Origin of the sequence: Microcoleus sp. Pol12B3, from assembly GCF_036701355.1 — a bacterium.
Lineage (GTDB): Bacteria > Cyanobacteriota > Cyanobacteriia > Cyanobacteriales > Microcoleaceae > Microcoleus.
This window is the reverse complement of record NZ_JAUBQS010000029.1, coordinates 1-19,533: the sequence shown is the minus strand read 5'-3', so window position 1 is coordinate 19,533 and position 19,533 is coordinate 1. Positions and strand designations below refer to the sequence as shown.

Genomic DNA, 19,533 nt, shown 5'->3' with positions numbered 1-19,533 from the left:
TATTTTATATGTTTCCTAGCTTACAAGCCTTTGAGTACGCTAGAGCCCGTCCCCTGAAACATCAGCCAAGTCAGGAAAAAGTTCACAATAAAAATAGCCAGTAAAGCCGTCACTACCGCCGTAGTAGTCGATTGACCGACGCCTTTTGCCCCGCCGGTGGTGGTCAAACCCCAGCTAGTGCCGATTACAGCAATCAAGCCACCGAATACAAAAGCCTTAATTGCCGCGCTGCAAATATCCCACAGACTCAGGAAATTGCGGACTGATTCTAAAAACACGCTTTGAGAGATGCCGTACATTGTCGTAGCAATCAGCAGTCCGCCGACGATGCCGGTGACGAGACACATGATGGTTAAAATAGGCAGCATCAAGCAGCAAGCAAGGACGCGGGGAATTACTAAATAGTCGATCGGGTCTGTTCTGAGCATCAGCAGGGCATCTATCTGTTCTGTTACCTGCATCGTGCCGATTTCCGCTGCAAAAGCCGAACCTACTCGTCCCGTCACGATGACGGCTGTTAAGACGGGGCCGAGTTCGCGAGTCAAAGACAAAGCCAAAACGCCACCGACGACATTGCCGGCACCGAGGTTAATAAACTCCCTCGCTACCTGAATAGTAAATACCATGCCGACAAAACCCGCAGTCAGCAAAGCAATCAGCAGAGATTCCGGGCCGACTGCTGCCATTTGGTCGAGGGTGTTACGGCGGTGAATTTTGCCCTTCAGCAAGTGCAGCATGACTTGGCCGCCCAATAAAATTGCTGCCAGCAACCGCTGACTCCACAAACTGAGGCTCGATGGTGTAGTTGTGCTCAAGGGATTTCGAGTGTAGAACAACTGCCAAAAATGAAATCTATCTACAAATCTTAAACAACTTTCTTCTCTAAGATTTAAGATTTTTGACATAATTGGCCGCTGAGGGCGATCGCTGCCTATCGTAGAAAAGGACAAGTTTTGTTTGCTTGTACCTTTCGGCAGTTTAGCTGAATTTACTGACTCTTATGAGCATTTTTCCCAATTTTCTTCGCTCTCTACTGCTGACCAGCCTGTTGAGCTTTGTCGCCCCCTTATTGTTAATCGGTGCGGGATTGACTAGCTTTTCGCTGATCGGCTTCGTCCCTGCTCTCCAAGGAGTTGGTCGTTCTGGAGAAGACCTGATTTTGCAGTTCTTAGCTACTTTCGGCAGCGGCTGTCCCCTCCAGGGTTTTTTAGTGATCGGCCTAACTTTTGGTTTGGTGGGTGCTTTGTTTGATACCTACGCTTCTTATCAGCATTCGCGGTGGAGTTAATCGAATCTTCGATTTTAGATTCTTAGATGGGAATTCCTGCCTCGAATCTAAAATCTAAAATTGCTGGGTTCGGGTTGGCTCGGATACCCGCACCGGGGATGATTTTACAATACCGATCGCGAATGTTCGGAAATGCGATCGCCCTTTTTGCGGAAAACCGACTCCCCCTATTTCAGGAGCTGGAATATATTAAATACAGGTTGAGTCAAGTGTTTCTCAACCATCAAAACTTCAGATAGTCGAGGTATTAGTTATGGCACTTATTCGTTGGGAACCTTTGCGGGAAATGGACTCCTTGCAACGAGAAATGAATCGGTTGTTTGATAGCTTGTCACCGGCAACAGATCGCGCATCTAACGGTGTTGCTTTTCTACCCGCCGCCGAACTCGATGAAACTCCCGAAGCCATCCACCTTAAGTTAGAAGTTCCGGGCATGGAAGCTAAGGATTTGGACGTACAAGTAACCGCAGAAGCTGTTGCTATTAGCGGCGAACGCCGTCAAGAAACTAAGAGTGAAGATAAAGGAATGACTCGCTCTGAGTTCCGTTACGGTTCGTTCCGCCGCGTGATTCCCCTACCCGCACGGGTTCAAAATGACAGCGTAGAAGCTGAGTACAAAAATGGAGTTTTGCACCTGAATTTGCCTAAAGCGGAAGCAGAAAAGAACCGCGTCGTGAAAGTTCAAATTGGCGGCTAATAATTGTTTCCTACTTTAGTTAGTTTTAGTTAATTAGTAGGGGGTCCAAGGCCCCCCTATTTGTTTTGGAAATTGATTATTGGTCATTGGGAATTGATAATTGGGCCTTGCGAGTTTGAGGAATGATTCTTCCTTCTTCCTTCCATCCGTTACATCCTCAGAAAGCGAATCCGTTGGCGAACTTCCTTGTTCCGATTCTTCAACCGTGCTAAACTCCAATAAGCAATGGTTGGTGAGGAGACTTGCGTGCCGAGTCAGGGAGTGGGAGAAAATGGAATTGCATCTGAGTTTGGAGACTTAACCGGGATGACTCGCCAAGAAGTCGATGATTTTTTGCGCGGATTGGGTGCAGAAATCAGAACTACTAGAGAGGGTTATGTTGCATATAAATTTTTTGATGAGTCAACAGTAATGATCCGTCCTAACGGTGAAGTTATTAGAACGCCTGCACCGAAATATGGATCAGATGGAAGAAATATCAACAAAGGTTTGCGTCTCCATAGAAATGGTCATTTATTGCAGACGCGAGACAAATTGGGTAATTTAATTCCAGGTACTCACAATACGGGAAAAAATTAAATGAGTGATTGGAAGGATGACTATAAATTGCTTGGATTGGGTGGTTTTACATCTTTAATCACAAATGTCAAAGTATCTTTATGTGGAAACGAAGTATTAATTGAATGCGTCTACAATCCAGAATAAAGATTGCCTTATATCCTGGCATTCAAAGGCTGTCGCGATATCAGTTGGACTCTACACGATGAAGAGGCTGTTGGCGAACTGGAAGCTGAATTCTTCGGAATTTCATTGGGCGAGCCGGAACACCGCAAGCCGGCGGTGATTACTACAGACATTTTTGAAATTTCAATTTTGTACGGCAGTTTTAGCATTCAAAAGGGAGAAAACCTAAATGCTGAAGTGGCAGATTCAGAAACAGAGGATTGGGGTATCACAATTGCCAGCAGCAGTATTGTAGAAATTGTCAACCCCCACGCGGTTAAATTGCCAAGCCGTTAGTAATATTATGTCGTGTAAAATAACTATTACAGTCATGGACGCACTCCGACTCCTCGAAACTGGGTTTTTTACCTAATCTGCGGGTTTTAACGAAGTATTTTCGTAAAATACCCGGTTTCTGGCCCCCCATGGGTAAGTCCTATATTATTAGGTTTGTAGTGAGGAGTGAAGTCCTTATCAAAAATGTGAGGATTGAAGTCCTGATTACAAAATAATTACCAATTTTTCAAAAAAGACAGTAGGTATTGTTGTCCGCCTCAGTTTACGATACTTAATAGAACTTTTTTCCCAGATGAGGTAAAACACAATGCCTGATATTGTTGATATTGCCGTAGGTGCGGGTTCGTTCCAAACCCTGGTAACGGCGGTGCAAGTAGCTAATTTAGTAGACGCGCTCAAAAGTCCGGGCCCTTTTACTGTCTTTGCACCCAATGACGATGCTTTTGCGAAATTGCCACCGGGAACTATCACAACCCTAGTGCAGAACGTTCCCCAACTGACTAGGATTTTGATGTTTCATGTCGTCTCCGGTAAGTTTATGAAAGCTGATTTGGCAAAACTCGGCTTTGTTACTTCCTTGGAAGGTTCGCCGATTAAAATTGATTGTTCTGACGGTTTTGAGGTGAAAAATGCTACAGTTGTCGCTGCGGATATCGAAGCTGATAACGGTGTGATCCATGTGATCGATAACGTAATTTTAATGGGATAATTTCGCCGTTTAATCTCGCTGCGGGAGCCAAGCAGGTGCTTTGCGGTGCCGCTTTGCTCCCGATCGCGCCCTTGTTTTTTATCGGTTGAAGGTAATTTCAATATAAAAAAGTTGTCTTTTCGGCGGATGTATTTTAAGATGATTGTTTGAAAAAGTTTAAAAATCAATAATTATAATATAAGCAAACCAGTTTGGTGAGCACTATGCAAATCCTAGCCGCCAGCCTCAAAGCACAAGTCCGCCAGCGTACCTTGGAACTGCAAGTTCTCAACGAACTTACTGCAAAAGTTCAAGCCGCTCTCAGTGTTGAGGAAATTTGGTCTGCGTGTCTAGCACATCTCGATCGCCTGATTCCCACAGAGGCGATCGCCATTTTGACGCTACCGGACGATCGAATATACCTGGAACACTTACAGCCGTTAAGTGCTAGCGCCAAAGCCGAAATAGAAGGGCGCTTGCAAGCTGCTCGCAGTGAATGGCTTGCTGGCAATCGGGACTGGGCGCACAACATCGCTCCGCCACCAATTACTCAGTTTCAGTCTGTCTTGATGGCATCAGCTAACTCGGATGAAACTGAAGAATTGTTGGGAGTATTTTTCATCGGTGCAGAGCGGGAAAACGCTTTTAATTTGGAACATCTTTGTTTGCTCCACACGGTCGCTCAAATTTGTGCAAAACAGTTAATAACTTTAGCACGTAAAACGAGCAGTGTCAAGGATAAAATTCAAAATAATTTTGCTCTGGATTCGGAAAGTCAAGAACTATTGTTGCAGGCTGTAATGGACGATGCCCCGGACGGAGTTTTTGCGAAAAATAGAAACTTTAGATACATTTTTGTAAATAAAAGTTTTGCTGAATATGTGGGGAAAAATGTTGAGGAAATTATCGGCAAAGATGATATTCAATTAGGGTTTTCAGCGGAATTAGTATTTGGCGATCGCAACCGCCAAATTAAGGGCATCCGCGAGGAAGATCGAGCTGTGCTGGCTGGGGAGAGGATTCGCAATCCCTACCAGGCGATCGTCTTTGAAAGTGGCAAACAGCACGTCTTTGATACGCAAAAAGTGCCGCTGTGCGATGCAGAGGGTAATATATTTGGGGTTTTGGGTTTTTCTAGAGAGATTGGTCAATTGCAGGTCACAGATGAAGCGAGAAATCAAAGCCAAGCCAAACTGCAAAAAATTACTGCTAGCGTACCCGGTACGGTATATCAAATTGACTTGCATCCAGACGGCTCGATGGCATTCTCGTTTGTTAGTGCAGGCTGCCGGGAATTGTATGAAATAGAACCAGAGGTGGCTCAGCAGGATTTTAATGTAATTGTTGACATGATTCATCCCGAAGATCGAGATGATTTTCTCAACTCGGTGACGCTTTCTGCTGAAAATTTGCAGCCTTGGCGGTGGGAAGGAAGAATTGTCACTCCGTCAGGAAAACTTAAATGGGTGCAAGGAGCTTCCCAGCCAGAATTGCAAGCATCGGGGAAGATAGTTTACTACGGCTTGTTCACGGATATTAGCGCCCGGAAACAAGCTGAACGGAAGCTGCAACTTTATCAACAAATATTTTTGAAATCCAACGATGCGATCGCGATCTTAGACCCCCAAGGCTATTACTTAGAAACAAATCAAGCTCACACGGCTTTGCTGGGTTACAGTTCGTCCAAATTGTGGGGAAAAACCCCTGCAAATCAGATGGGAGAACAGGTATTTGCGTCGGTAATGCAAAGCTTGGCAGAAACAGGGAGTTACCGCGGCGAAATGACCTGTATTAAGGCTGTGCAAGCAGGAATAGTTGAGGTGGAGCTTTCCGCTTTTGCGGTTCTAAATGATGCTGGGGATGTAGTTTGTTACGTAAGCGTCAAAAGAGACATCACCGAACGCAAGCGAGCTGAAGAAAAACTAAAACTTTACCGAGAAATATTTTTAAACTCCAACGATGCGATCGTCATTATCGATGCTGACGGGTTTTTCCTCGAACAAAATCTTGCTCACCAAACGCTTCTAGAATACACAGACGCGGAATTAGAAGCAGAAGCTTCGCCACTGGTTGCGGGGGAGTGTTTTTCGGCAATTGCCCAAAGTTTAGCGAAAACAGGAAGTTTTCGGGGCGAAATTACTAACTGCACTAAAAAAGGCCAGACGCTGGCGATCGACGTTGCGGCATACTCTGTGATTAACAACGCCAATGATGTAATTTGTCACGTCTGCGTCAAGCGCGACATTACCGAACGCAAAAAAGGAGAAGAAGAACGGCAAAAATTTGTGTCGCTGATTGAAAACAGCAGCGATTTTATCGGTATGGCTACCCTGAAAGGCAAAACACTGTTTGTCAACGAAGCCGGACGAAAACTGGTGGGTGTAGAGAATCTTTCGGCAGTGCTTTATACGGAGATATGGCATTATATTGGGCCCTATTTTCAACATAAATTCGGTCAAGAAATTTTACCAACAATTATCAGTCACGGCCAGTGGCAAGGCGAAGGTCAAATGCAGCACTTGGGCAACGGACAACCAATTGATGTTGTGATGAATGCTTTTCTGGTCAAGCACCCTCAAACCACCGAACCCCTGTGCTTTGCTGCGGTAATTCGCGATGTCACCGAACGCAAGAAAGCTGAGAGAATGCTACGGGAACAAGCAGAACAAGAACGCTTGGTTTCGGCGATCGCCCAGCGAGTCCGGCAGTCTCTCAACCTCACTCAAACTCTGAGTACAGCAGTACAAGAAGTGCGGCATTTGCTGGCAACTGACCGCACGATAATTTATCATTTTGATTCCGAGGAAACAGCGGTTGTTCTTGTGGAATCAGTAGGGGATGATTGGATGCCCCTGCGGGGCAGAAAAGTTCAAAGAACATCCTTTGGGGAAAGCTATGTATGGCTGTACAGTGCAGGAACAATTCAAGCAATGGCAGATATTGATACGGCCAATTTGAGCGAGGAACACCGAGATTTACTTGCTAGTTTGCAGGTAAGGGCTAATTTAGTTGTACCAATTTTTATAGGCGATGAAAGTCAGGAGTTGGCAACAGAATATTCGCCCGAAACTCGAATTGAACCGCCGGGAAGGAGTTTGGAAACGAGTAAAAATCGGTTGTGGGGGTTGCTGATTGCCCATCAGTGCAGTGCTCCGCGTGTTTGGACTGATTCTGAGATGGATTTGCTGGGAAGGTTGAGCGTGCAGTTGGCGATCGCCATTCAGCAATCTACTCTTTTTGAACAAGCGCAGCAGGCCCGAGAAGCAGCCCTAGAAGCGTCTCGAATGAAGTCGTTATTTTTAGCAAATATGAGTCACGAAATCCGTACTCCGATGAATGGAGTGATGGGGATGACGGATTTGCTGCTGAAAACGAATCTTACTCCCGAACAGCTTGACTTTGTACAGACGCTGAAACTCAGCGGTCAAAATTTACTCTCGATCATTAACGATATTCTCGATCTCTCCAAACTGGAAGCTGGAGAAATGCGCTTAGAAATACTAGAATTTAACCTGAGTATCTGTATGAATGAAGTGCTGGATTTGTTGGCAACTCCCGCACAAGAAAAAGGTATAGAAGTGGTGGCACTCATTGACAGCGACGTGCCGCTGCAAATTAAAGGCGATGCAGCACGGTTGCGGCAAATACTCACTAATTTGATCAACAATGCTATTAAGTTTACAGAAGCAGGAGAAGTGGTAATTGAGGTTGCTAATGCTAGAAATCCTGGGTTATTGGCAGCCAGCGATACTCAGCAAATTTTAGAGAATATAGAACCGTTACAAATAGAAAATAATGACTCGATGCTCCTGCTGTTTAAAGTGACAGATACAGGAATTGGGATTGCTCCAGAAAACAAAAAAAAGCTGTTTCAATCTTTTACTCAAGTTGATGCCTCTACAACAAGAAAATATGGTGGCACAGGTTTGGGGCTGGCTATTTCTAAGGAGTTGGTGGAGTTAATGGGTGGGCAAATCGGTGTAGAAAGTACGCCGGGCAAAGGCTCGACTTTTTGGTTTACTGTGCCGACAGTTAAGGAAAATTTAACTGCTGTAGGGACAGCGTGCGAAGTGAATTTGGAAACGGTGCTGGCGGGGCGAAAAATGTTAATTGCTAGCGACAAGGCGACAGTGCGAAAAGTGTTAGTGAGAATGGCTGTTGTGTGGGGAATGGAGGTTGAGGAGGTTGAGAACGGTTGGATGACGATCGCATCTCTGTACAAAGCTGTCAGCGTTAATTCCCCTTACGATATTGTTTTGGTTGATATTCAGTTGCCGGAAATGGTGGCGGGAAGTCTCGAACGCTTGAGGATTTCTGAGCCTGCAATGCAGCAGACAAAGTGGGTGGTGCTGACTTCAATGACTCAGGTTGCAGAGGCGAAACGCTTGGTTGATAGCGGTTTTAGCGGGTATTTAACTAAACCTGTGAAAGCTCACCGACTATTTGATTGCTTGGCGAACGCGATCGCCCCGATGACGCTGATTGATGAGCCGCGAGCAAATCCAACGTCCAATCGAGCTTCAGCTATTGACAACCGGGACTTAGCAAGTTTAAAGATTTTGTTAGTTGAAGATACTCCAATCAATCAAAAAGTTGGTCTCAATCAACTCAGAGTTTTGGGATGCGCGGCGGATGTGGCCAATAATGGTGCAGAGGCACTATCTATGGTTGCTCTGAAAAAGTATGACATTGTGTTGATGGACTGTCAGATGCCGATTTTGGACGGTTACGAAGCAACGCTGCAATTGCGCCGCCTAGAAGCGGCAGATGTTGCTGCTGGAAAAATGCAGCCGCATCAAAAGACGGTGGTGATTGCAATGACTGCGAATGCTTTGAAGGGCGATCGCGAAAAGTGTCTGGCCGCGGGCATGGACGATTATATTAGCAAACCTATTGCGATTGACAAGTTAAAATCGGTACTAGAAAATTGGTCCGCCAAGCTAAAAATTGAAACTCCCAAGTTTAAGGGCGAGGAACTTCAAAATTCTGAGCCAGATATCGAATCGGTAGTCGATATGGCACGTCTGCACGAAATTTCTGGCGCTGATTTAGAGTTTGAGCGGGAAATATTGCAAACTTTTGTCGTGGATACTGCTAGTTATTTAGAAGCTGCTAAGGAGGCGATTGCTTCGGGAGATATGGAGACACTGGCCCGCCACGCTCATCAAATTAAAGGTGTCAGCGCTACGGCGGCGGTGCGGTTAATGCCCGATATGGCAGATCGGCTTCAAAGTCGGGCCGAATCAAATGATTTGGAGGGGGCTACAAAAATCATCGCTGAATTAAAAATAATTCTGGCGGGGGTTGAAAAGTTGGTGGCTCGTGAGTAATCAATTTTGTTTTGAACCGGGCTCTCCAGTCGGATCCCCGACAGCTCTTGGCAGCCCCCGCGAGCGAGCGCGTGTAAAGATTTTTAATTTTTTATCAAGATATTTATCTCAATGTGAAGGAATTGGGAACTCTTATAACATCTTGTGTGTTGTAACTTATGACACTACTGTATTAAGTTATTGTGGTCAAATATAAAATAATCATTAAGCCGATAGCTTTGAGGCTACTTTTCGTCTATCGGCTTGAGACACCAAGACTAGCTTTTCGCTAGGCCCGCCCATTAAGTGCGTATTTACGCTCAACGAGGTTTTATGACTCCAGTCATGTTACGCCAACTCTGGTCATTAATTGAGACCACCCAAGCTACTTTGTTAGTCAATTTGGATGATGCGACCTTGGTACAGTGGCTGCTAAAGCAGTTAAAGACGAACTCTGCGCTTAATGGCAAAGAAGCAGATGTGTTGGACGAATACATCCAGTCTCGGCTTTCCCTAATCCGCGATTTAGCTGAGCAGCGGCTAGCACCAGAGCTACTGTGAGCCAATTCAATCAAAATCGTATAAATGTTCCAGGGAAGGGCGATGAGCCCTCGCGCTGGGCAGAAATAGCAGAAAAGAAACCGGGTTTCAAGGATAAATCTTAGGTTTGACGACCAGACCTCCAGCCGGAAACCGGGTTTCCAACTCTGGGCTGCCAGTTTGCTCAAAAAAACAGGCGGGTAGTCGGTGCAGTGGCCGCAGTGCAGCAGCGGATGCAGAATGGCTAATTTGAAGCCGGAGGCAGTTGTAGTTCGCAGATCATCGCCACAGTTCTCGACAGCTACAAGGTAGGATTGTCAGGAAAGCGTTCTACTAAAATCTATGCGTAAATGGGGATTTCTGCTACTAGCAAGCGTGTTATTTGTGGCACCGTTGGCATCTTGTAGGGATCGATCGGCACAAATCGGACAAACAACAGCAACAACTACTGCAGGTGGCAACTCGCAACAAGGTTCCAGCCGGATAGATACAATTGTCAGCCGCGGCAAACTGATTTGTGGCGTCAGTGGCGAACTGCCGGGTTTTAGCTTTGTAGACGAAAAGGGCAAATATTCGGGACTGGATGTCGATGTGTGCAGGGCGGTAGCGGCGGCAATATTTGACGATCCCGAAAAAGTCGAGTACCGAAAACTCAACGCTAAAGATAGATTTACAGTTTTGCAGGCGGGAGAAATCGACATTCTCAGTCGCAATACCACCTACACTGCGAGTCGGGACAGCACTACCGGACTGGAATTTGCCCCGGTGATCTTTTATGACTCTCAAAGCATCATGGTCAAAAAAGACAGCGGCATCAAAAGTTTAAAAGATTTTGCGGGCAAATCTATCTGCGTGCAGACAGGTACGAGCACCGAACAAAATTTGTCCGACCAAATGCGAAAATTAGGAGTTAAATACACTCCTGTGGTGTTTGAAGATGTGAATGCTGTCTTTGCTACTTATCAAGAAGGTCGCTGTCAAGGTGTTACTGCCGATCGATCGCAGCTAGTCTCGAAGCGGACAACTCTGCCGAATTCCGAAAATAATGTTGTTTTGCCGATCGTGATGTCAAAAGAACCGTTAGCCCCAGCGGTGAAAAGCGGCGATCCTAAATGGGCTGACGCGGTGAGATGGATCGTTTTTGCTGCGATTGAAGCTGAAGATTTGGGAATTAATTCGGGAAATGTAGACCAACTTGTTGCAAGCACTACTGACCCGAACGTCAAACGTTTGCTAGGAACAGAAGGAGATTTAGGTAAAGGTTTGGGACTCCCGAACGACTACGCAGTCCGCGTTGTGAAGAAAGTCGGGAATTACGGGGAAATGTACGATCGCAACCTCGGCCCCAAAAGTACACTCAAGTTAGAACGGGGTCAAAACAGACTCTGGAAAGATGGCGGTTTGCTTTACTCGCCGCCGTTCCGTTAATTTTAGTTAACTGTTGACGGTTAACTGTTGACTGTTAACTGTTAACAGTTAACCAACAAAATATTTTAGACAGCAAGGTAATCCGCGCTTACACGACTTTTAAGGTGCTTTCTAGGTGTACCCTACAAGATATTTTAGGCAGGCTAAAGTTAGGTATAGTGCGCTCTACATTAAACATTTATGAACCCCAAACCTCAACCGGACAAATCGCAGAAATTGCCCAAATTTAAAGATATATCAAAACTGCTGCGGGACGATCGCTTCTGGAAAATTGCCGGACAGGCGATCGCCCTAATTTTAGTAATAGTTGTTATTGCCATTCTCTGGGACAATCTCAGTGCTAATTACTCGCAACTGGGGATTGCGTTTGGATTTGATTTTCTCAATTCCCAAGCATCTTTTGATATCGGTGAAAGTGTAATCCCCTACAGTCCCGCCAACAGTTACAGGCAAGCTTATTTTGTCGGTTTAATCAACTCGCTGCGGGTGATGGGTATCGGCATTATTTCCGCAACAGTTGCGGGTTTGACGGTAGGAATTGCGCGCCTGTCCGACAATTGGCTGGTGCGGAATTTGGCTGGTTTGTACGTAGAAATTTTGCGGAATACGCCGTTATTGCTGCAATTATTTTTCTGGTATTTTGCAGTTTTCATTTCTCTGCCAAAAGTCGAAGACAATCAGCAGATGAGGGGGCCGATTTACTTGACAAATCGCGGCATTGCTGTACCAACGCCGGTGGCTTTGCCGGGTTTTGAGATTTGGTTGATTTTGGTAACAGTCGGAGTTTTGGCGGCGGCGGGGCTGTGGATGTGGCGGGCGCGGGTGATGTTGGAAGAAGCTAAGCCGGGAAGACAGTTGTTTTGGGCTCTAGGTGCGATCGGGCTGAGTGCAATCTTAGCTTTTATTATCACTAAAAATCTGCCTTTTCGGCTAGATTTCCCCCGCCTGACACCAGAATTGCAACTCGAAGGAGGATTAAAATTAACTCCAGAATTTGCCGCCTTGGTGACAGGACTCAGCCTGTATACTGGCAGTTACATTGCAGAAATTGTCCGGGCCGGAATTCAGTCAGTATCGAAAGGCCAGTGGGAAGCGGGAAAGTCTTTAGGGCTGAAGTCTGGAACAATGATGCGGATGGTAATTTTGCCGCAAGCTTTGCGGGTGATTGTGCCGCCTTTAACCAGTCAGTATCTGAATTTAGCTAAGAATTCGAGTTTAGCGGTTGCGGTTGCTTATCCCGACGTTTATTTTGTTGTGGGGTCTCCGACGTTGAATCAGACCGGTAGGGCGATCGAAGCAATGTTAATTATCATGGTAACATATCTAACAATTAGTTTGATAGTTTCTCTGTTCATGAATTGGTACAATAAAACTGTACAAATCAAGGAAAGGTAAATAGTTGAGATTTAATCTATTTTAATGGGAATAAAAGTAGAGCGCGTTAAATGGCATACAGTGACTTTAGCTTAGACCGAGTAACTAAAACTTTTGATTTAACGATTTCCGATAAGATTGATATGTTCGCTAATGTATCAGAATTAGAGTCGAGTACCTTACTTGCAGAAATTCTCAAAGATAATGTACCGTTAGCCTTGAGCAGCAACACTGAAAAAGCTCGCTCTGAAATGATTATCGCACCGATTTTGATCGATTTTAGAAAACAGTTAAACTTGGAAATTAGTTTATTTTCGGGAATAGACTTTACAGTAGATGTTGAAAAAGGATTAAATGGAAGTTGCGATTTTCTGATAAGCCATTCCCCAGAATTACTAATTGTTAGAGCGCCAATAATTATCATTGTAGAAGCCAAAAAGGAAAATATCAATGGCGGATTGGGACAGTGCGTAGCAGAAATGTTGGCTGCTAGAATATTTAATGAACGTGAAGGCAACGAAATTCCTGCGATTTATGGGACTGTTACTACAGGTACTGTTTGGAAATTCCTGAAGTTGCAAGAACAAATTATTGAAATTGATTTAGGTGAATATTATTTGAGAGATGTGAATAAAATTTTAGGAATCTTAGCGAACAGTATTAGAAATTAATAACAACTCACAATCTATGGAAACCATACCGATATTACCGCCCCCAGCCACCGAATCGCCCACTCCTTGGAATTGGGCGCGCAAAAACCTATTTAGTACCTGGTACAACAGCATTCTGACAGTAGTTTGCCTAATTATCGCCTTCCAAACTATTAGAGGAATTATCGTTTGGGCAACAACAAAAGCTCAGTGGCACGTGTTAGAAGCCAACTTGCCGCTATTTTTCGCCGGCAGATTTCCCCGCGAATCCTACTGGCGGCTGTGGATAGTAACGGCCATAATAGCCTTGTTGGGAGGATTAACTTGGGGAAATATTCAGCGGCAAGAACGTCTTTGGAATCCGCCTTTACTAATTATACTAGGTGCTGCGGTTGTGGGTGCGGTCATTTCGCCGATCGACCTAACCTCTCGCCTCTACCTCTTAGGAATTATTATCGCAGCCGCCGCCAGCTATGCCATCGGCAGGCAAATTCACCCAAAAATCATGGGCTGGATGCCTGCAATTTGGGTTCTTTCCTTCCCAATAGTTTTGTGGTTAATTAAAGGCGGGTTAGGTTTGACAGAAGTGTCAACAAATGATTGGGGCGGTTTAGTACTGACGCTGTTTTTAGCAGTTATTAGTATTGTGCTTTCCTTTCCTTTAGGGGTATTGCTAGCACTCGGCAGACAAAGTTCTTTGCCAGTTGTAAGACTGTTATCAACCTTATACATTGAAATTATTCGCGGTTTACCATTAATTGGCATTTTGTTTTTAGGTCAAGTGATGCTGCAATTATTTCTGCCGCCCGAATATCCGAAATTGGATAGAGTGATTAGAGCCATTGCTGGATTAACGTTATTTAGTGCGGCATACTTGGCAGAAAACGTGCGCGGTGGCTTGCAGGCCGTGCCCAGGGGACAAATAGAAGCAGCTAGGTCTATCGGACTCAATACACCCCTGCTTACAATTCTCATTGTACTGCCTCAAGCACTGCGAATAGTCATTCCGGCGATCGGCGGTCAATTCATCGGATTATTCATGGATACATCCCTGCTGTCTCTATTCGGAATGTTAGAATTAATCGGAATATCCCGCGCAGTTTTAGCAAATCCATCCTATATTGGCAGGTACGCCGAAGTTTACATATTCGTAGGCATCATTTATTGGATATTTTGCTACTCAATGTCCCTAGCCAGCCGCAAAATAGAGCGAACATTAGGAGTAGGCCAGCGCTAAAAACTCATCAACTTTCATCTGCGTTCATCTGCGGTTAAAAAATAAAAAAAATATTATGGAAACTCAACTAACAGCCCCTGAACAAGTAATCGTAGCAGAAAACGTCCACAAATGGTACGGACAATTTCACGTACTGCGAGGTGTCAGCATGACCGTAAACCGAGGTGAAGTCGTTGTCGTGATGGGGCCTTCGGGTTCGGGAAAATCGACGTTTATTCGCACATTCAACGCCTTAGAAGAATACCAGCAAGGTAAAATTACGATCGACGGAATCGAACTTTCCCACGACTTACGCAACATTGAGACAATTCGCCGCGAAGTAGGAATGGTGTTTCAGCAATTTAACCTGTTTCCCCACTTATCAGTTTTGCAAAACGTCATGCTAGCCCCGGTGTGGGTGCGCCGCTGGCCGAAGAAAAAAGCTGAAGAAGTGGCGATGCAACTGTTAGAAAGAGTGGGAATTTTGGAACAAGCAAAAAAATATCCCGGACAGTTGTCTGGGGGACAGCAGCAGCGCGTCGCTATTGCACGTTCTCTAGCCATGCAGCCTAAAATCATGCTGTTTGATGAACCGACATCAGCATTAGACCCGGAAATGGTGCGGGAAGTTTTAGATGTAATGCGAAATTTGGCTCAAACAGGAATTACAATGGTAGTGGTGACTCACGAAGTCGGGTTTGCGCGCGAAGTTGCCGATCGCATTGTATTGATGGATGGCGGTGTTTTGGTGGAAGAAGCCCAACCAGAAGAGTTTTTTCAGAACCCGAAGGAAGAACGCACTCGCAAGTTTTTATCTCAGATATTGTAACTGATTTTAAAGTTTAATCGGTGGGTTTTGCGACGGTAGCACCAGTAAAAATCGCACAATTAAGGTAAAATAAAAGAGTGTACAATCAGTCTCTATTTTGCTGAGATAGCTTGCAATGCCATCCACAAAAACTCTGCCGTTAGTTAAAGACTCGGAACGCCTAGAAAGTCGCCTCAAAGAAATTCCGGCGGTTCCTGGTGTATATTTAATGCGCGATGAGAGCGATCGCATCCTTTACATCGGTAAATCCAAAAAACTCCGAAACCGCGTCCGTTCCTACTTCCGCGAAAGCCAAAATCTCACTCCCCGCATCGCGATGATGGTGCAGCAAGTGCGCGAAATTGAATTCATCGCCACCGACACAGAAGCAGAAGCTTTAGCATTAGAAGCAAACCTCGTAAAACAGCACCAACCTTACTTTAATGTCCTCCTCAAAGATGATAAAAAATATCCTTATTTGTGCATAACTTGGTCGGAGGAATACCCGCGCATTTTTATCACCCGCAAGCGCCGCGCAGGTAGTGCCAAAGACCGCTATTACGGCCCCTACGTCGATACAGGGGCGCTGCGGAGTACGCTGCATTTAATTAAGCGGATTTTCCCGCTGCGGCAGCGCCCTCAACCGCTGTTTAAAGACCGTCCCTGTCTGAACTACGACATCGGGCGCTGCGTTGGCGTTTGTCAAGGGTTAACTTCGCCGGAGGAATACCGAAAAATTATCCAAAAAGTAGCGATGATTTTCCAGGGAAGAACTCAGGAATTACTCGATATTTTAGAACCCCAAATGGAAGAAGCAGCCGAAGATTTAAACTTTGAAACGGCGGCGCGCATTCGCGATCAAATTAAAGGTTTGCAGTCTTTGAGTGCGGGTCAAAAAGTGTCTTTGCCCGACGATACGGTTTCCAGAGATGCGATCGCACTTGCGGCAGACACCCAGCACGCTTGCGTCCAATTGTTCCAAATTCGGGCCGGTCAATTGGTCGGAAGATTGGGATTTATGGCGGAAATACCCTCCCAACCCAGGGCGGGCACGGGGGCACCGCCCCTACAATCGGGGGGGGAAGAGTTATCTCAATCTCTTGTAAAAGATGGGCAAGAGTTATCTCAACTTTCTCTTTCCTCCCCTCCTTGGCAAGGGGGGGAACGAGGGGGGGTAGAGGCCGGAGCGATTTTACAGCGGGTGTTGGAAGAACACTATCAAAATGTCGAATCCGTAGAAATTCCCAGCGAAATTTCAGTGCAGTACGAATTGCCAGAAGCGGAAATATTGGCAGATTGGTTGAGCAACCGTAAGGGGCGAAAAGTTACGATTTTGACCCCGCAACGGCAAACTAAGGCAGAATTGATTGAGATGGTGGAACGGAATGCTGAGTATGAATTGGCGAGAATGCAAAGATTGAGCGATCGCAATTCTCAAGCAATGGAAGATTTAGCAGAAATTCTCGATTTGCCAGAAGTTCCTCGCCGCATTGAAGGTTACGATATTTCTCACATTCAAGGTTCTGACGCAGTAGCTTCCCGCGTCGTATTTATTGACGGTTTGCCCGCCAACCAGCACTACCGCCATTACAAAATTAAAAACCCTGAAATTAAATCGGGTCATTCTGATGATTTTGCTAGTTTAGCAGAAGTTATCGGTCGCCGATTCCGAGGATTGAAGGAAGAAGAAGCAGGCAAGATGGAAGATGGATTTAGCGATTTAGAAGAATCGGCAGAAATTAGCAATTTATCCTCGGTTTCTCATACTATTTCCGACAAACCAGACTTAATTATGATAGATGGCGGCAAAGGTCAACTATCAGCCGTTGTGGCTGTTTTGCGGGAAATGAATTTGCTAGAAGAGTTGCGCGTTGTCAGTTTGGCCAAGCAGCGAGAGGAGATATTTTTGCCGGGGGAATCTTTGCCGCTGCCAACTAATTCTGAGCAACCGGGCGTACAATTATTGCGCCGGGTGCGGGATGAGGCGCACAGATTTGCTGTGAGTTTTCACCGCGATCGAAGAAGCGAGAGAATGAAGCGATCGCGCCTTGATGAAATTCCCGGATTGGGACACCACCGACAAAAACAATTGTTGGCACATTTTCGGTCGATCGACTATCTCCGTTTAGCGACTCCCGAACAGTTGGCAGAAGTTTCTGGGATTGGCCCGCGTCTGGCGCAGCAAATTTACGATTATTTCCACCCGTAAAGTCTTACGCAGCATAGGAGACGGGGAGTTTTGGGGCGAGGGGGCGATCGGCGCGCAAGTCCCGATTCAGCCAGTGTGAGGAAGCTCTTCAAAATTTTTGAACAGATCTCTTGCAATTCCCAGAGGCTTGTGGTATGTTTAGTTTCTGTGCGCGGGCATAGTTTAGTGGTAAAACTTTAGCCTTCCAAGCTAACTATGCGGGTTCGATTCCCGCTGCCCGCTTGCGCCTACAAAAACCTCAAACCAACCAGAAATCAAGGGTTTGAGGTTTTTTATTGCTGCTTTTTTCGCTTGTCGAGGGGTCGGATTGACTAGAAATTGGATACAAAATGACTACGATTTGACTACGGAACGACCAAACTGAGTATCAAGTGAATATCCAATGACTACCCGATTGCCATTTTTGGAGACAATTTGGAGACAAATGAATACAAATTGAATACAAAGCATAACTGTATTCAGTTTGAGCCGTTTAGCTTGGCAAGTATTTCTCAAAACGCCTCCACCTCTCAGCTTGCGGTGAGCTGGGTACAAGAATAATTAGTTAACATAGAGTGCCCTGGTTTGGCAAGATTGCCGATCGAACTCAGCTTGAGTTATGACTGATTCGGAGTCGCATCAGTCACAAGGAGAGCCCGTGAAATATTTTTCAGTAGTAATGTATTTGCTGCGGGAACGGCAACAATTTCTTGAAGAAATTCGCCAAGGTGTAAAGCTCAAATCTAAAATTTTCGGTTTGTTGATTTCTAGTACCGTATTTTTTGGCATTTACGGAGCGATATTAGGTGCATCTAGTACGTGGATGCAATGTCTGGTTTCAGCAATTAAGTTGCCAGCACTTTACTTGCTGACGCTGATTATCTGCTTTCCCACACTTTACTTTTTTAATGTGATGTTTGGTTCAAAACGAACTTTTGAGCAGTATTTGACATTGTTGATGACAGCGATGGCAATGATTAGCGTTTTGCTGTTTGGATTTGCACCTGTTAGTTTGTTTTTCCTCATAAGCAGTACCAATTACAATTTTTATCTGTTGCTGAATGTTGCTATCATGGCAATCACAGGATTTTTGGGAGTAAGTTTCATTTATCAAGGAATGCACTTTCTGTCAGAACAAGATGCGGAAGGCAAAGACATCAGGCTAAATATTTTGCGCTTTTGGTTGGGACTTTATGCGTTTGTTGGGACTCAGTTGGGATGGACGCTGAGACCGTTTTTGGGGTCGCCGGGAATGGCTTTTCAACTGTTCCGAGACCGAGAAAGCAATTTTTATATGAGTCTGTGGCAATCAATTATGTCTCTGGGAGGATCGTAATTAATCCCAATTAAAGGAGATTTTGAAGAGTGATAGAAGCGGATTTGGAACAGTTAAAAATTTCTGAGAAGGAGTTGGAGGATTTGAGTGGAATAGCTTTGAGCGACGGTTTTGCAGCGGATTTTTACCGACCTGCTGCGCTCCGGGACGGCAAAAAGCTGTTTTCTCTTTTGGTGAATGAGTTGCTGATATTTTGCGTGACATTAGTTGTTTCGCTGCCTGTTGCTTTACTGGCTAATAAACATAATGTTGGTTTATTTAGCGATTCAGAGATATTTGTCCGGGTTTTACAAATAACTTTGGGTTTGTCGCTGGCGATTACTGTTGCTTGGAATGTCTATAAATGGGTTAAGGCAAAGCCTCTTGCAACGCTGGCGGGTCTGCTGGATGAAGTTGAGAAGTATCATGAGGTAATTCAGGCTTTAGATATTATCGATCGCCTAACGGATGCTGGTAATTTACAAGCCAATTTAATTAACCGAGGAGATGCAATTGAAGCATTAAAAATTACTAGAGAAAGTTTAGTCTGTGCTTTGAAAACAGAAAGAATTCTCAGGGAGAATCAGCAATTTATAGGTCGCCGTTACGAGCTATTTGCTAATATTGAAAGTAATTTAGCTGCTTTGATGGCGCTGGATGTGAGCGATCGGGCGACTGAATACGGGCGGTTGCTAAATGAGGCTTTGGAAATTGGGATGAGCGTACACAAAGAGGTAAGAAAGTTGCAAAATGGACGTTAGATTTGTTGCAGCGTTCCTGGTTTGTTGTAAAAGTAGTAACTGAGATCTTGCACCATGCTCGAGAACAGGCAGGATGCCTGTGCCACAAAAATTAAATTTTCTTGTGGGGTGGGTATCCTGCCCGCCCCTGAAAAGCTGATTGAAAATGGTGCAATATAGAAGTTACTACAACTTTGGTAGTGCTTTTATGTAAAGGATAGAGGATAATAGCACTACCCCAATCTTTTGAGGAGTCTCATGATGAAACCCTA

17 protein-coding genes and 1 tRNA gene are annotated in these 19,533 nt (G+C 45.1%); 17 read left to right on the top strand and 1 reads right to left on the bottom strand.

The genetic code is table 11. The features are described 5' to 3' along the window. Nucleotides 1–20: 20 nt before the first annotated feature. Nucleotides 21–815 carry an MlaE family lipid ABC transporter permease subunit gene (locus QUA53_RS16300; RefSeq protein ID WP_333098473.1) on the bottom strand — a complete coding sequence of 265 codons (795 nt, stop codon included), beginning with the start codon at nucleotides 813–815 and terminating at the stop codon, nucleotides 21–23. Between the two features lie 185 nt (nucleotides 816–1,000). Between QUA53_RS16300 and QUA53_RS16295 the strand changes: the two genes are divergently transcribed. The 17 genes from QUA53_RS16295 to QUA53_RS16215 all read left to right on the top strand — a co-directional run bounded on the left by QUA53_RS16295 (nucleotide 1,001) and on the right by QUA53_RS16215 (nucleotide 19,282). Then, complete coding sequence (locus QUA53_RS16295) at nucleotides 1,001–1,288, top strand: hypothetical protein (protein ID WP_333098472.1); 288 nt, start codon at nucleotides 1,001–1,003, stop codon at nucleotides 1,286–1,288. Nucleotides 1,289–1,314: 26 nt separating this feature from the next. Continuing rightward, complete coding sequence (locus QUA53_RS16290; RefSeq protein WP_333098471.1) at nucleotides 1,315–1,527, top strand: hypothetical protein; 213 nt, start codon at nucleotides 1,315–1,317, stop codon at nucleotides 1,525–1,527. Nucleotides 1,528–1,541: 14 nt separating this feature from the next. After that, nucleotides 1,542–1,985, top strand: a complete 444-nt coding sequence (locus QUA53_RS16285) for an Hsp20/alpha crystallin family protein (protein WP_333098469.1) — start codon at nucleotides 1,542–1,544, stop codon at nucleotides 1,983–1,985. 225 nt (nucleotides 1,986–2,210) lie between these two features. Next, nucleotides 2,211–2,564: a hypothetical protein gene (locus tag QUA53_RS16280; RefSeq protein ID WP_333098466.1), complete on the top strand. Its 354-nt coding sequence runs from the start codon at nucleotides 2,211–2,213 to the stop codon at nucleotides 2,562–2,564. 129 nt (nucleotides 2,565–2,693) lie between these two features. Beyond that, nucleotides 2,694–3,005, top strand: a complete 312-nt coding sequence (locus tag QUA53_RS16275) for a hypothetical protein (RefSeq protein ID WP_333098464.1) — start codon at nucleotides 2,694–2,696, stop codon at nucleotides 3,003–3,005. A 307-nt stretch (nucleotides 3,006–3,312) separates the two neighbouring features. Beyond that, nucleotides 3,313–3,714 carry a fasciclin domain-containing protein gene (locus QUA53_RS16270; RefSeq protein ID WP_015178455.1) on the top strand — a complete coding sequence of 134 codons (402 nt, stop codon included), beginning with the start codon at nucleotides 3,313–3,315 and terminating at the stop codon, nucleotides 3,712–3,714. A gap of 203 nt (nucleotides 3,715–3,917) precedes the next feature. Continuing rightward, the gene (locus QUA53_RS16265; protein WP_333098462.1) at nucleotides 3,918–9,023 is read left to right on the top strand and encodes a PAS domain S-box protein; all 5,106 of its coding nucleotides are present in this window, start codon (nucleotides 3,918–3,920) and stop codon (nucleotides 9,021–9,023) included. A gap of 312 nt (nucleotides 9,024–9,335) precedes the next feature. Then, the gene (locus QUA53_RS16260; protein WP_190656515.1) at nucleotides 9,336–9,563 is read left to right on the top strand and encodes a hypothetical protein; all 228 of its coding nucleotides are present in this window, start codon (nucleotides 9,336–9,338) and stop codon (nucleotides 9,561–9,563) included. Between the two features lie 321 nt (nucleotides 9,564–9,884). Then, nucleotides 9,885–10,970, top strand: a complete 1,086-nt coding sequence (locus QUA53_RS16255) for an amino acid ABC transporter substrate-binding protein (protein ID WP_333098459.1) — start codon at nucleotides 9,885–9,887, stop codon at nucleotides 10,968–10,970. 180 nt (nucleotides 10,971–11,150) lie between these two features. Beyond that, nucleotides 11,151–12,365 (top strand): ABC transporter permease subunit, encoded by a 1,215-nt coding sequence (locus tag QUA53_RS16250; protein ID WP_333098458.1) that lies wholly within the window; start codon nucleotides 11,151–11,153, stop codon nucleotides 12,363–12,365. 50 nt (nucleotides 12,366–12,415) lie between these two features. Continuing rightward, nucleotides 12,416–13,015, top strand: a complete 600-nt coding sequence (locus QUA53_RS16245) for a hypothetical protein (RefSeq protein WP_333098455.1) — start codon at nucleotides 12,416–12,418, stop codon at nucleotides 13,013–13,015. 16 nt (nucleotides 13,016–13,031) lie between these two features. Then, the gene (locus QUA53_RS16240) at nucleotides 13,032–14,231 is read left to right on the top strand and encodes an amino acid ABC transporter permease (protein ID WP_333098453.1); all 1,200 of its coding nucleotides are present in this window, start codon (nucleotides 13,032–13,034) and stop codon (nucleotides 14,229–14,231) included. A 55-nt stretch (nucleotides 14,232–14,286) separates the two neighbouring features. Then, the gene (locus tag QUA53_RS16235) at nucleotides 14,287–15,039 is read left to right on the top strand and encodes an amino acid ABC transporter ATP-binding protein (protein ID WP_333036722.1); all 753 of its coding nucleotides are present in this window, start codon (nucleotides 14,287–14,289) and stop codon (nucleotides 15,037–15,039) included. A gap of 115 nt (nucleotides 15,040–15,154) precedes the next feature. Continuing rightward, nucleotides 15,155–17,227, top strand: a complete 2,073-nt coding sequence (gene uvrC / locus QUA53_RS16230) for an excinuclease ABC subunit UvrC (RefSeq protein WP_333098452.1) — start codon at nucleotides 15,155–15,157, stop codon at nucleotides 17,225–17,227. Nucleotides 17,228–17,378: 151 nt separating this feature from the next. Continuing rightward, nucleotides 17,379–17,449: transfer RNA gene (locus tag QUA53_RS16225), tRNA-Gly, on the top strand. A 415-nt stretch (nucleotides 17,450–17,864) separates the two neighbouring features. Next, nucleotides 17,865–18,542: an actin-binding WH2 domain-containing protein gene (locus QUA53_RS16220; RefSeq protein ID WP_333065673.1), complete on the top strand. Its 678-nt coding sequence runs from the start codon at nucleotides 17,865–17,867 to the stop codon at nucleotides 18,540–18,542. 29 nt (nucleotides 18,543–18,571) lie between these two features. Continuing rightward, nucleotides 18,572–19,282 carry a hypothetical protein gene (locus QUA53_RS16215; protein WP_333098451.1) on the top strand — a complete coding sequence of 237 codons (711 nt, stop codon included), beginning with the start codon at nucleotides 18,572–18,574 and terminating at the stop codon, nucleotides 19,280–19,282. The last annotated feature ends 251 nt before the right edge of the window (nucleotides 19,283–19,533 follow it).

Coding starts and splice junctions, on each gene's coding strand:
- QUA53_RS16280 (WP_333098466.1), top strand. CDS start 2,211: ATGGTTGGTGAGGAGACTTGCGTGCCGAGTCAGGGAGTGGGAGAAAAT.
- QUA53_RS16245 (WP_333098455.1), top strand. CDS start 12,416: ATGGCATACAGTGACTTTAGCTTAGACCGAGTAACTAAAACTTTTGAT.
- QUA53_RS16295 (WP_333098472.1), top strand. CDS start 1,001: ATGAGCATTTTTCCCAATTTTCTTCGCTCTCTACTGCTGACCAGCCTG.
- QUA53_RS16240 (WP_333098453.1), top strand. CDS start 13,032: ATGGAAACCATACCGATATTACCGCCCCCAGCCACCGAATCGCCCACT.
- QUA53_RS16290 (WP_333098471.1), top strand. CDS start 1,315: ATGGGAATTCCTGCCTCGAATCTAAAATCTAAAATTGCTGGGTTCGGG.
- QUA53_RS16265 (WP_333098462.1), top strand. CDS start 3,918: ATGCAAATCCTAGCCGCCAGCCTCAAAGCACAAGTCCGCCAGCGTACC.
- QUA53_RS16250 (WP_333098458.1), top strand. CDS start 11,151: ATGAACCCCAAACCTCAACCGGACAAATCGCAGAAATTGCCCAAATTT.
- QUA53_RS16255 (WP_333098459.1), top strand. CDS start 9,885: ATGCGTAAATGGGGATTTCTGCTACTAGCAAGCGTGTTATTTGTGGCA.
- uvrC (WP_333098452.1), top strand. CDS start 15,155: ATGCCATCCACAAAAACTCTGCCGTTAGTTAAAGACTCGGAACGCCTA.
- QUA53_RS16235 (WP_333036722.1), top strand. CDS start 14,287: ATGGAAACTCAACTAACAGCCCCTGAACAAGTAATCGTAGCAGAAAAC.
- QUA53_RS16260 (WP_190656515.1), top strand. CDS start 9,336: ATGACTCCAGTCATGTTACGCCAACTCTGGTCATTAATTGAGACCACC.
- QUA53_RS16270 (WP_015178455.1), top strand. CDS start 3,313: ATGCCTGATATTGTTGATATTGCCGTAGGTGCGGGTTCGTTCCAAACC.
- QUA53_RS16285 (WP_333098469.1), top strand. CDS start 1,542: ATGGCACTTATTCGTTGGGAACCTTTGCGGGAAATGGACTCCTTGCAA.